Source organism: Endozoicomonas sp. ALC020, from assembly GCF_049275935.1.
In the GTDB taxonomy this organism is placed as follows: domain Bacteria; phylum Pseudomonadota; class Gammaproteobacteria; order Pseudomonadales; family Endozoicomonadaceae; genus Endozoicomonas_A.
Window position 1 is genome coordinate 6299669 of sequence record NZ_CP184830.1, and the last position, 12501, is coordinate 6312169.

General features: G+C 47.8%; 13 protein-coding genes. 9 read left to right on the forward strand and 4 right to left on the reverse strand.

The annotated features are described in order from the left end of the window. Positions 1-183: 183 nt before the first annotated feature. The gene (yghU, locus tag ACOJUO_RS23460) at positions 184-1023 is read left to right on the forward strand and encodes a glutathione-dependent disulfide-bond oxidoreductase (RefSeq protein ID WP_422138351.1); all 840 of its coding nucleotides are present in this window, start codon (positions 184-186) and stop codon (positions 1021-1023) included. 299 nt (positions 1024-1322) lie between these two features. Here the strand turns inward: yghU and ACOJUO_RS23465 are convergent, their stop codons facing one another. Together ACOJUO_RS23465 and ACOJUO_RS23470 are read right to left on the reverse strand one after the other, a co-directional pair. Next, on the reverse strand, positions 1323-1652 hold the full coding sequence (locus tag ACOJUO_RS23465) for a DUF5615 family PIN-like protein (protein WP_422138352.1): 330 nt from the start codon (positions 1650-1652) through the stop codon (positions 1323-1325). Continuing rightward, positions 1652-1873 (reverse strand): DUF433 domain-containing protein, encoded by a 222-nt coding sequence (locus ACOJUO_RS23470; RefSeq protein ID WP_422134298.1) that lies wholly within the window; start codon positions 1871-1873, stop codon positions 1652-1654. Before ACOJUO_RS23470 ends, ACOJUO_RS23465 begins: the two co-directional genes overlap by 1 nt. 173 nt (positions 1874-2046) lie before the next feature. Here ACOJUO_RS23470 and ACOJUO_RS23475 point away from each other — a divergent pair, with 173 nt between their 5' ends. From ACOJUO_RS23475 to ACOJUO_RS23495, 5 genes are all read left to right on the forward strand, one after another. After that, positions 2047-3564: an IS1182 family transposase gene (locus tag ACOJUO_RS23475; protein WP_422132798.1), complete on the forward strand. Its 1518-nt coding sequence runs from the start codon at positions 2047-2049 to the stop codon at positions 3562-3564. A 208-nt stretch (positions 3565-3772) separates the two neighbouring features. Further along, positions 3773-4786 carry an IS110 family transposase gene (locus tag ACOJUO_RS23480; RefSeq protein WP_422132667.1) on the forward strand — a complete coding sequence of 338 codons (1014 nt, stop codon included), beginning with the start codon at positions 3773-3775 and terminating at the stop codon, positions 4784-4786. 730 nt (positions 4787-5516) lie between these two features. Next, on the forward strand, positions 5517-6050 hold the full coding sequence (locus ACOJUO_RS23485; protein WP_422138353.1) for a methylated-DNA--[protein]-cysteine S-methyltransferase: 534 nt from the start codon (positions 5517-5519) through the stop codon (positions 6048-6050). Between the two features lie 41 nt (positions 6051-6091). After that, the gene (locus ACOJUO_RS23490) at positions 6092-6640 is read left to right on the forward strand and encodes a GNAT family N-acetyltransferase (RefSeq protein WP_422138354.1); all 549 of its coding nucleotides are present in this window, start codon (positions 6092-6094) and stop codon (positions 6638-6640) included. A gap of 88 nt (positions 6641-6728) precedes the next feature. Next, positions 6729-7211 carry an RDD family protein gene (locus ACOJUO_RS23495; protein WP_422134301.1) on the forward strand — a complete coding sequence of 161 codons (483 nt, stop codon included), beginning with the start codon at positions 6729-6731 and terminating at the stop codon, positions 7209-7211. 124 nt (positions 7212-7335) lie between these two features. On the opposite strand, the gene lptG is transcribed toward ACOJUO_RS23495, so the two are convergent. Together lptG and lptF are read right to left on the reverse strand one after the other, a co-directional pair. Beyond that, positions 7336-8394 (reverse strand): LPS export ABC transporter permease LptG, encoded by a 1059-nt coding sequence (lptG, locus tag ACOJUO_RS23500; protein WP_422138355.1) that lies wholly within the window; start codon positions 8392-8394, stop codon positions 7336-7338. Continuing rightward, positions 8387-9496 carry an LPS export ABC transporter permease LptF gene (gene lptF, locus ACOJUO_RS23505; RefSeq protein ID WP_422134303.1) on the reverse strand — a complete coding sequence of 370 codons (1110 nt, stop codon included), beginning with the start codon at positions 9494-9496 and terminating at the stop codon, positions 8387-8389. The genes lptG and lptF overlap by 8 nt, the downstream gene beginning before the upstream one ends. A gap of 507 nt (positions 9497-10003) precedes the next feature. Here lptF and ACOJUO_RS23510 point away from each other — a divergent pair. The 3 genes from ACOJUO_RS23510 (at position 10004) to ACOJUO_RS23520 (ending at position 12493) form a co-directional block, all read left to right on the forward strand. Continuing rightward, positions 10004-11485, forward strand: a complete 1482-nt coding sequence (locus ACOJUO_RS23510; protein WP_422138356.1) for a leucyl aminopeptidase — start codon at positions 10004-10006, stop codon at positions 11483-11485. A 146-nt stretch (positions 11486-11631) separates the two neighbouring features. Next, the gene (locus ACOJUO_RS23515) at positions 11632-11925 is read left to right on the forward strand and encodes a hypothetical protein (protein ID WP_422138357.1); all 294 of its coding nucleotides are present in this window, start codon (positions 11632-11634) and stop codon (positions 11923-11925) included. A 136-nt stretch (positions 11926-12061) separates the two neighbouring features. Further along, on the forward strand, positions 12062-12493 hold the full coding sequence (locus ACOJUO_RS23520; protein ID WP_422134306.1) for a DNA polymerase III subunit chi: 432 nt from the start codon (positions 12062-12064) through the stop codon (positions 12491-12493). The last annotated feature ends 8 nt before the right edge of the window (positions 12494-12501 follow it).

Genomic DNA, 12501 nt, shown 5'->3' on the forward strand with positions numbered 1-12501 from the left:
TATCAAAATGTCATTTTTACCTTTTGACAATGAGAACGAAAAAAAATTCCAATTCCCGGGCAGCAACCGACAAATTGCGGTATAACCCCTGCTCACTCTGTGAAATAGCCTTATCCGCTGCACTGTCTGTTCAAGAAAAGCATTCAAAGCTAGTATGGGTCCACTAATCTGAGGATTTAGAACATGAGCGAACAAGACAAATACACCCCTCCGGCGGTCTGGACCTGGGACGATGAATCCGGCGGTCAATTTGCCAATATCAATCGTCCGGTATCTGGTAAAACACACGATAAAGAACTGCCCAGGGGAGAGCATCGTTTCCAGCTTTACTCACTAGCCACTCCCAACGGAGTAAAAGTCACCATCATGTTCGAAGAGTTGTTAGAGAAAGGCATTGATAAAGCCGAATATAATGCTTATCCAATCAAGATCATGGAAGGGGAGCAATTCGGTAGCGGGTTTGTCGATATCAACCCCAATTCGAAGATTCCGGCATTGATCGATAACAGTGGCGAGAAGCCGGTTCGTATTTTTGAATCCGGTGCCATTCTGGTTCACCTGGCAGAAAAGTTTGGCGAATTTTTGCCGCAAAAAGAGGGTCGTGCAGAAATCATGTCCTGGTTATTCTGGCAGATGGGCAGTGCACCCTTTTTAGGTGGAGGCTTTGGCCATTTTTATACCTATGCACCCGAGAAATTTGAATACCCGATTAATCGTTACACCATGGAAGTAAAACGCCAGCTGGATGTACTGGATAAGCAACTGGCGAAAAACAATTATATCGCAGGCAATGAATACTCCATCGCCGATATCGCTATCTGGCCCTGGTACGGTGCTTTGGTCTTGGGTCAGCTGTACAACGCGGCAGAGTTTTTGAGCGTGGACTCTTATAAAAACGTTAAACGCTGGGCAGAACAGATGGCTTCACGACCCGCAGTTAAACGCGGCAAGATGGTCAACAGAACCTGGGGAGAACCCGAGGAACAGTTGCCTGAACGACATGATAAGACTGACTTCAAATAATTGAGAGCTGTTTGTAATTAATAAATTCAGCAAGTTGAGGCCGGTCTTATAATTTTCACTCTCTTAGTCCCAAATGCACTCTCAGACAGGAGCTTGGATACGGGCCAAAAGATAGAGAAGATATGGGGGGGTAAAAAGTGCAGTCAAAGATTCTGCTTCAGGTGGATATGACCTGTGGCATGACAAAGTCAGTCCTGCGCACGACAGACCTACAATGCGTCGCTCTGAAGTGGGAGCTGAAGCAGAATCTATGTAGCATGATAATTTACCTGTAAGGTAGTGGCTAAACTTTTGTATCACTAGCCCATTTTCAAGACACCTTCTTTGTCCAATGTGGCAAATGATTTTATGATCGCTTCATTTTCTAAAAGAATGGCTTCTATAACAGCCAGTTTTGCATTTCCTGTTGTCAGATAAACCAATTTTGGTGGATGGCCATACTGAATTGCATAGCGAAGAAAATCTTTGTCTTTGGTGACAATGGTTAACTGCTGTTTTTTTGCATAACACCAGATTTCAATATCAGGTGAGTTATCCAGCTTTGAATCCAAAACATGCAAGCTTCCGGGGTATGTATCATTGATTCTGGCAACAAGTTTTGGTGAAAGGGTTTCATCCAACAATAGCATCAGGCGGCACCAGATAGTTGATTGGCTGCGTAGAGCAATGCAGCCTTAATATGTTCAGCCAGAAGATTAGGGTGTTCATCAAGTATTTCTGCTTGCGTCATACCACTTGCCAGCATTTCCAGTATGTCTGTAACCGTTATTCGGGTCCCTTTTATACAAGGTTTTCCAAAACGTTTTGCCTGATCAACTTCAATATGCTTTAAATAATCTTCTTTAATCATAATTCACTCCCGAATAAGCCCGTAAACATTCTACAACGGGCCAGTAGCGTGTATTTCCTCTATATATTTAAAACACAATTCTGCACATCTACACAGCCTCAACATTCTAGGAGCCTGACCGAGAATAGGCTTATCTGTTATGATAAGCCTTAAACCAACTCTGATTATGCCAAATGTCACCACCACCAAAGTTTAAGGACAGTCCTGTTGAGTTTGATCAGCATCTGCTGTTCCCAACCAACGTTTTCGATTTGCTTCCCAAAGATCATGATTGTTTTATTTATGAAAGCATTTTTCAGAACATTAATACGTCTGAAGTCGAAAAAAAATATCACCACCTTGGTCAGCACGCATACCCTCCAAAGCTCATTGTCGCTATTCTGATCTACGCATACAGCCATGGTGTTTTCAGTTCCCGTGAGATTGAGCGACGGTGTCGACAAGACTTGGCGTTCATGTATATCTCACAAATGAACTGCCCGAATTTCAGGGTTCTTGGTGACTTTCGTAAGGATAATCTGTCGTTTTTCCATGACTGCTTCAAACAGTCAGTCAAACTGGCCATTGAACTCAAAATGGCATCACTGGGTCATATCAGCCTGGACGGCTCCAAGTTCAAAGCCAACAGCTCAAAACACAAGGCCATGAGCTACGGGAGGCTCAAAGCGAAAGAGGCAGAACTCAGTGCCGAAGTGGATGAGCTGATCAAAAAAGCCAGTCAGTGTGATCAGGAAGAAGATGACGCCTACAAAGCAACCAATGGTTACAGCATTCCTGAAGACCTCCAGTTTAAAGAAGAGCGCCTGAAAAAAATCAAAGAGGCCAAGAAAGCACTTGAAGAACGTGAAAAAGCTTTAAATCCAGACAAACCAATAGACGACAAAAAGCAGATCAGTTTTGCAGATCACGATGCCCGCGTGATGAGCAAGAAGGGGTATTGTGAGTACAGCTACAATGCTCAAATTACAGTTGATTCCGATAACCAGATCATTGTTGGCCAGCATGTCAGCCAACACGCCAACGATGTACAGGAAGTGGAGCCGGCGCTGAGGGCATTATCAGGAGCCACTGATGGCGCGGCTGTAGATAAGTGGAGTATGGATAATGGTTACTTTTCAGGGTCAAACTTACATACAGTCGAGCGACATGAGATTGATGCCTATATCGCAACCGACAAGGCGGAGAAGCCTGCCGCTGACGACCTTGAAAGCTCTGACAGGAAGTTTGTCAAAGCGGATTTTGCGTATGATTCCGAAGCTGATGTATTTATCTGTCCGGCAGGGGAAAAGCTGGTAACGAACCCGGCCAGCAAAAGCAAAAGAAAAAGCTACCGGGCAAACAAGACGGTATGCAGGGAATGCCCTTATCGTCGGAATTGCAGTGATTCAAAGAAAGAGGCTGGCAGGGTTATCCGTACCGATAAGTTTGAAAAAGCACGTCAGGCTATGAATAAGAAAATGGAGACAGCCGGTGCGAAAGCCATATATGAGCGTCGTAAAGTTATTGCGGAGCCACCATTTGGACAGATAAAAGAATCTGGTTTCCGAGGGTTCAGTCTCCGCGGCAAAGAAAAAGTTTCAGCGGAATTTTCACTGGTATGCACTGCGCATAATATCAAAAAATTTGTAAAAGCGGCTTCCACGAGGTCAATCCGTCTTGAAGATTTGAAAGAGGCTAAAAAGGCAGCATAGAGGCTGTGAGAAGGCATAAATATGCAAAAATGAGCAAAATCCCACTAATAATTGGATATTTTTTGCTCATTTTAAGATTTGGGAAAACTTCTGTTGGTCTGGTTGCGCTATTCTCGGTCTAATGGGATGGTCCGCCCCTCCTAAACGGCTTCAAATGAGCCAAAATGGAGTTAACCATTTAAACAGGATTAACCGGAGCGAACCACCCATGACTATTTCAGTACTTGGTATCGATATTGGCAAGAACAACTTTCACCTGTTTGGTGTTGATGACCAGGGTAGCAAAGTCATCAGAAAGAAGTTGTCCAGGAAGAACCTTCTGGAGTACGTGGCAAATCTGGAGCCATGCATTATCGCTATGGAAGCTTGTGGTGGTGCTCACTATTTGGCTCGGTTATTCAAGAACTATGGGCATACTGTCAAGCTGATTTCACCTCAATTTGTCAAGCCTTATGTCAAGACCAACAAAAATGACTACAACGATGCTGAAGCGATTGCAGAAGCAGCTTCACGGCCCAGCATGCGTTTTGTACCTGTTAAAACGTCAGAGCAGCAGGCCTGGCAACTTCTGCACCGCTATCGTCAACAAGCGGTTGATCAGAGAACTGCCCTGGTTAACCAGATCCGGGGGTCACTATTGGAAGAAGGTATTGTGGTTGCCCAGGGTATTGGTAAAGTTCGTGCACAGCTTCCACGAATTCTGGAAGATGCTGAAAATGGACTCCATTCGCTGACTCGTGAGCTGCTACATGGTTTATCAGAAGAGTTGGCCAGTCTTGACAAGCGTATTCAACAGTATGACCAGAAAATTCAGGAGCTGGCTGAAAACGACGACGAATGTCGTCGAATGATGACTATGCCGGGTATCGGAGCCATCACTGCCACAGCATTGAAGGCAGCCGTTGGTGATGCGACGTATTTTAAATCTGGTCGACACCTTGCCGCATGGTTGGGATTAGTTCCAAGACAGCATTCCACAGGCGGTAAGTCAGTCCTGCTGGGCATCAGTAAACGGGGTGATAAATACCTGCGCACATTATTGATACACGGCGCACGTTCGGTACTCCACTGCCTCAAAAATAAGGATGACCGCTGTAAAAAATGGGTTAGCCAACTTAATGAGCGCAGCAATCACAACGTTGCCGCCGTTGGTCTGGCTAATAAAATGGCTCGGATTGTCTGGGTCATCATGACCCGAAATGAAGTTTACAAGGCTGCATAATGAGGTAAAGGCGGCAGCGGCAAAGTAAAGCATAAGCTTAATCAAAGGGGACCCCCCCGCAGATTGCGATGAGCATGTACAGTTGATGGCAAACAGGTAAAAACCGGCAACCTGAAACCTGATAGGAGCCTTGGCCCTTGAGGCCGTCGGACTGATAAGGCCAGGTTGCGCGGATACCCATCAGGGCCAGAGGGTTAGACCTCATGAATAGGCCGTATATATGATTGCAGTTATCTTTGTTTGCTAATTAACAAAACAGGCTCTTGCAAAACGGGGCGGACCATATAAGGCTCCTAGGAGCCTGACCGAGAATAGCGCCCGTAGCGAGGACGGCAGAAAATTGAGGATGAAAATTCGGTTTTGTGAGGAGAATAGCGAGCTATTTGACGAACAAAAGCGGATTTACAGACCAATTTGCTGGCGCCGCAGTAGGGCAGTCTATTCTCGGTCAGGCTCCTAGCAGTAACTTCCAGGGAATTAATTTTCTTGGCGAATATTATGCACCCAGTTTTTTAGCTTGTTCCCATGGTATGGAGGCTACCAAAAAATCCTGGTTTCCTCGCCTTCAGGCCCTTTGGTTCCAGACCTGGAAACCAGCACTTTGTCTTGAGTTTCGGGGTCCGCTTATCGGGATGTATATACTCCAGTGCGAAGCATAGGAGCAAGCCAGTGACATATTTTCCACCTCAACCAAACAACCTCAGCTCAAAATATGTTATAAACCTTCACCATGAACACCATCAACATCCAATACTACAAATCCCCCGTTGGTGAGCTGATGCTGGGCACCTATGACCAGCAGCTCTGCCTCTGTGACTGGCGCTATCGAAAGAAAAGATTGCAAGTTGACGCGCGTGTCAGAAATGGGCTCAAAGCAGAGTATGTCGAGCAGGACAACGAAGTGATGGCACTCACCCGACAGCAGTTGGAAGCGTATTTTCGTAAAGAGCGGAATAGCTTTTCAGTGCCTCTGCTTCTGGTTGGCACTGCCTTTCAAAAGCAGGTTTGGCAAGCTCTTATGGATATTCCCTATGGAGAGACCACCACCTATGCCGGACTGGCAGAATCCATGGGAGACAGGAACGCCCTGAGAGCCGTAGCCAATGCCAATGGTGCAAACGGCATTTCAATACTGATTCCCTGCCACCGGGTTATTGCCAGCAACGGTGAACTTCAAGGTTATGCCGGCGGTAAACCGGCTAAACAAAAGCTACTTGATCTCGAAGGTGGCTTACCGGATCAACAGGGTTCACTGTTTGATTAACAGGCAGGACTCAGAGGCTCCCTCCGGCTCATCATAAAAATATGATCAATATAAAAACACCCAGAACTCAATTAACCTTGCTTGAGCCCGAACACGCCGGACTGCTGCTGGAGTACAGACTGACTAACCGGGATCATCTTACCCCCTGGGAACCTTTACGAAGCAAAGGTTTTTATACACTGGAACGATGTGAGCACCAGCTCACCGAACAGTACAAAAGCTTCGAGGAAGGTTCAGGTTTCCAGCTCACAGCACTGACACCTGACCGAAAAGAAATCATTGGCCTGTGTAATTTTAACAATGTCGTCCATGGTGCTTTTCAAGCCTGTCACCTGGGCTACTCTATTTCGAAAAAATACCAGGGCCAGGGATTAATGCAGGAGATTGTTTCTGCGGGCATGGACTATATCTTTCAGGAAGCAAAGCTTCATCGCATCATGGCCAACTATATTCCTGACAACCATCGAAGTGCTGCATTACTCAAAAAGCTGGGCTTTGAAGTAGAAGGTAGAGCCCGGTCTTACCTCAAGATTGCCGGAAAGTGGCAGGATCATATTCTGACATCCAGAATCAATCCTGCGGATCATTAACAGCCTTACTTTTTATGGGCGTCTTTATGTCAAAGCTGCCCAACAAGATAGAAACTGATAAACTCCGCAGCCTGTTACAGGAGTTTTTATGTCAGGCACATCTCAAAAGAAGCAGGCTCAACCCGCACCCGTTTGGCGGCGACTGGCTGCCATGATCTACGACAGTTTTCTGGTTTTGGCCATTATGTTTCTGGTGGGTTTTATCAACCTGGGCATTCAGATGAAGGTATATGGCGCTGAAGAACTCAAGGCCATGACAGAGAACGGACAATCCATTGGCGGACCTTTCTTTTACGCTGCGCTTTTTCTGAGTATTTTCAGCTTCTTTGCCTTTTTCTGGACTCGTCGTGGCCAGACACTGGGCATGCAGGCCTGGAATATTCAGATTGTGGATCGGGAAGGAGGTTATATCTCTATCGGCCAATGTCTGATTCGCACACTGACCGCTATCCCTGCCCTGTTACTCTGCGGACTGGGAGTCTTCTGGTGTCTCTGGGATCGGGAACATCTCAGCTGGCAAGATCGCTTGTCCCGATCCAGAACGCTGTATATTCCTAAACAAAAGTCCTGACCGGATAAATCACAGGCAGTCAGCCTATGTTAGCTCAATGACTGCCTCAGGCACCTGGATTTAACACCATTCGTACTCTCTCAATACAGCCAGCCATCTTCCGAAATAAGACAGCACTCTGTCATCAGGCAGCCCGGTGTAGCAACAATGACCCTATACCAATACAGATCAGAACCGGCAGCAGAACAGAGAAGACTGGCGGAAAACCAAACACCAGGCTGGAAGGCCCCAGCAGGTTCTGCACAATCATAAATACAACCCCGGTAATCACGCCCGAAAAGATTCTCAGCCCCATACTGACCGAGCGCAGAGGACCAAAGACAAAAGAGATTCCCACCAGCACCAGGGAGAAAATAGACAAGGGTTGCAGTGCTTTTGTCCAGAACGCCAGCGCATATTCACCCGTATCCAGTCCCTGCTCTTCCAGATAACGGGTATAAGTATTCAGGCCTGATATAGACAAGCCATCGGGCTTAACCACCACCACTTTCAAAAGCGTTGTTGTCAGGTTGGTATCCCAGGGCTCTGTATTCACTGTTTCTGAAACGACTTTATCGCCTTCCATACGACTAAGGGTGACATCCTCAAGCAGCCAGTGGTCCTGTTGATAGATCGCCCTTCTGGCAAACGAACTCTCCTTGAGTCTCATATCATCATCAAAAACATATCGACTCACACCGTAGAGCACACCATTTGGCTCAACGGCATTAAAATACATAAATTCATTGCCTTCACGATGCCAGACCCCTTCTCCGGAATACTCGCCATTGTGGGATCGGGCGATATTCTTCCGGCTTTCAGCAATCTGCTCTGTGGCGGGCGCCACATATTCACCCAATACGATGCCTATGAAAATCAGCACCAGGGCCGGCTTCATCACAGACCAGACCATCCGCCACAGCGAAACACCTGCGGCTCTCATGACCACCAGCTCGCTGTTTGAGGCCATACTGCCGAGGCCAGCAAGACATCCAATCAAGGCTGACACCGGGATGAACTCATAAATCTTCTTGGGGATGAGAAGCAAAATATAGACGACCGCATCCGCCATCTGATAATTGCCACGAATATTATCCAGCTCGCCCAAAAACGCGAACATGGATTCCAGCGCCACCAGAATCAAAAGCACCACGACCATGGAAGCCAATACGTTCCATGCGATGTAACGGTCCAGCTTACGCATGAGCAACTTTCCTTTTGGCAATCATGACCCGCAAAGGCTCCTGAAAATAAACGACCAATCCAAGCAGCAGATAAACCCCATGCACCCACCAGACACCGACCTTTGGAGAAAGGCGACCATCATCAACCATTCCACGGGTTGAAATCAGTAACGCCAGATACAGCAGATAGAGCAATACACCGGGCAAGAGTTTGACGAAGCGTCCTTGTCTGGGGCTCACTTTTGAGAGCGGTACAGCCAGCAACACAATAATTGGAATCAATAATGGCAGTGAGATACGCCACTGCAACTCAGCTATATAGGTGGGATTATCAGAGCCTAACAATGTAGAAGTCGGCAGCGCCTGCTCTTTGCTGATTTCATCTGCGACTGCATTCTCTTCCATTCGGACGCCATAGGTTCCATACTGAGTCACCCTGACTTTTTTGCCACCGGGTGTCAGATCGTAGCGATAACCATCACTCAGGATAAGATAGCGCTGACCGGCTTCCTCTGTGGTAGATATACGACCACGCTCTGCCAGCACCAGAGACATCTCTGAACTGCCCCGCCCGGATGACTGGTGAGCAATAAACACCTTCTCCATCTGTTGATTGTCATCCGTCAGCGATTCGGTGTAAGTAACCCGATTTGCCCCCTCAAACTTTTGAAAACGACCCGGTACCAGGGTGTCGAACTCAGTCATGGAATCCTGCTGATGAAGAATGGTTTCTACCTTCTTTATCCCCCAGGGGGCGACCAGAATACTTAGAAGAGCCACCACTAGCATAACGCCCAGCGCCGGAATCATGGTCATGCGCAGCAGATGGCCCTGACTGACACCACAGGCCCCCATAACCGTCATTTCATTTTCTACATAGAGCCTGCCATATGCCATGATAATGCCCAGAAACAGCCCCAGGGGAATAATCATTACCAGGAATTCGGGCATTCTGTAGCCCATAATGGCAAAAAGGATATCGGCGTTCAGCGTGCCATTGGCAGCCTGCGCAAGATAGTTCACAAAACGGCCACTCATGATAATCAGGAGCACAACGCCGGTCACAGCAAATGTGACCTTGAGCATTTCTTTGGCCAGGTATCGAAAAAGGATCGAAGGCATGATCTTGAGTTACTGTTTCCGATAGTTCATAAAAGTAAAACTCACTTACCCGAGAGGTCCGGTAAGTATGACGCTTCAAGACAGACAGTAATCCTGAACATTTGTCGACCATCAAAACATGATTTTTCTGCCCGAAAAATCAGTTGTCGACACATTGATACAATAAACGGACTAAAATCTATCTCTGAAAGCCTTGCGGGAATTCACTTCTCGTGCAAGCTCTGTTCAAATACCCGATCTGACAATTATCCAACAAACCTCTTCGAGTTTATAGCCCGGATGAAAGAAGTCTCATCATTTACGTGCCTTTTGCTAAAAAAGGGTGTGTCCCCCAGGGGCATTCAGGGCTGACTCAGGTGTCCGTCGGTTCCCTCGAAATCCCGACTCCTGGTTACCAGAGCCACAAGCCCGATTAGGAGTATTTATCAGGAATTTGTCAGAAAGATTAACAGGAAATCGGGTCATCCCCGAGAGTTAGAACCGGACAAGTGTCCTATGGGAGCAACCATGCAATTTATCGTAAAAAGCGGAGCGGTAGAGAAGCAGAAAACTGCCTGCCTGGTATTGGGTGTGCAGAAGAAAGAGCTTACCGCCGCAGCCACAGCCGTAAACGAAGCCAGCAAGGGTGCCATCAACAGCATCCTTAAACGAGGCGACCTCAAGTACAAGGCAGGTCAGACCCTGTTGCTCCAGCATGTTCCGGAATTGCCCTCTGAGCGGATTCTGCTCTGTGCGACCGGCGAAGGAAAAGCCGCCCTCAAGGAAAGTGAATTCATCAAACTGGCCAGAGCCGTTGCTGGTGAACTGAAAGCTACCTCTGTCAAAGACGCCCTGGTATCCCTGGAAGATATCAATGTGCACGGCAAGGACCATAGCTGGAAAGTACGTCAGCTGGTAGAAGCCATTGTATATGCGTTCTACCAGTTCGACGAATTCAAGAGTAAAAGCGCCGATGCACTGGTACTGAAGAAGGTCACCTTTCTGGCTGATCGCAAGCAGGCAAAATCTCTGAATCAAGCTATTGCTGAAAGTCAAGCCATTGGTGAAGGTCGTAACCTGGCTCGTACTCTGGGCAACCTGCCGGGCAATATCTGCCACCCGACTTATCTGGCAGATCAGGCTAAAGCTCTGGCAAAATCCCATGCCAGGATGACTGCCAAGATTTTGGGTGAAAAACAGATGTCCGATCTGGGTATGAACTCCCTACTTTCCGTAGGCCAGGGTTCAGACCAGGAATCCAAATTGATCCTGATGGACTACAAAGGTGGCAAGCGCGGTGAGAAGCCCGTTGTACTTCTGGGCAAAGGCATTACCTTCGATACCGGTGGTATTTCCCTGAAGCCCGGTGCAGCCATGGACGAGATGAAATTCGACATGTGTGGTGCAGCCAGCATTTTTGGCGCCATGCAGACCATTCTGGCATTGAACCTGCCCATCAACGTTGTAGGCATGGTTGCCGCCGCCGAGAATATGCCCAGTGGCAACGCTACCCGTCCGGGAGACATCGTCACTTCAATGTCGGGCCAGACCATTGAAATCCTTAATACTGACGCCGAAGGCCGACTGGTACTCTGCGATGCTCTGACTTACGCCGAGCGTTACAAGCCAAAAGCAGTGATCGATGTTGCCACTCTCACAGGTGCCTGTGTCATTGCACTGGGTCACCACACCACCGGTCTTCTGAGCAACAATGATGAGCTGACCGAAGCACTGCTGAAAGCTTCCAAAGACGCTTCCGATCTGGCCTGGCAGCTGCCAATGGGTGAAGAGTATCAGGCCCAGCTGGATTCCAACTTTGCTGATATGGCCAACATCGGTGGCCGTGCGGCTGGCACCATCACTGCGGCCTGCTTCCTGGCGCGCTTTACAGAAAGCTACCCGTGGGCTCATCTGGACATCGCCGGAACGGGATGGAACTCCGGTAAAGCCAAAGGCGCTACCGGTCGCCCTGTACCCATGCTGATTCAATATCTGCTGAACCAGCTGTAATATTCTCAGGGTTGTGGATCTTTGGAGGCTCACAACCCCTGTTTCCGAAAATCATCAACGCAACATTCGTGAAGCTGCTGTCAGGTGTCTTGCCGTAAATCTCTGCTAATCTGTGTCATTCACTCATATTGATTGGAGTTATGCCAGTGAATACAAGAGCAAAGCCTCAGCCGACAGAGATTAATCATATTCGCAACACCTTGACTGACGTAGTTGATGGTTTGGGTCAGACCCGTGGTGAAATGCACCAAAGGTTTGACCAGCAAGAAAAAGAACACAGTCAATTCAGACATGAAGTTAATCAGCGGTTTGCCGGCCTCGAACATGAGGTTCATGAGGTTAAAGTCCGTTTTGACGGCCTCGAACAGAAAGTTGACCGGCAAGGCTCTGAAATCAGTGAAATCAAAGAAATGCTCCAGACCTTCCTTTCCTGCCAATAACCAGGCTACCTGACAAGTGGTGGAGTAGGCTCCGTCCTTAAGGGCTCCACCCGACGCGCCTTCGGCGCGCAGCTAACCCAAGCGTTGACAGTTAACGACCTTTAAACCAGCATCATTTCCCATTACACTCAACGTCATGTCTCGAGTTACCTTCTATTTACTGCAACAGCAGTCTGCCCAAGCCGTTAAAAAGTTCGCCTGTCGACTGACCGACAAGGCATGGCGGAGTGGTATGCCTGTACATATTCATACGGATAATGACATCCAGTGCGAAACTCTGGACCGACTGCTCTGGGAGTGGCGTGAGGACAGTTTTCTGCCACACCAGATCATCAACAGCGAAGCAGTAATAGCGCCAATCACGCTGGGATATAAACCACCGGAATCGTTGCACGACAACACCCTGCTGATCAATCTGTCCAGCCAAATTCCGAACTTTTACAAAAATTTTGTCCGAACTTGTGAAATTGTTGACCAGAGTCCGGGCCCGGTTGAGGTTCTCCGTGAAAAATTCAGGACTTATGTTGCGGATGGCATCCAGCCGGAAACCCATCAAATCCGGGATTGAAGCCATTA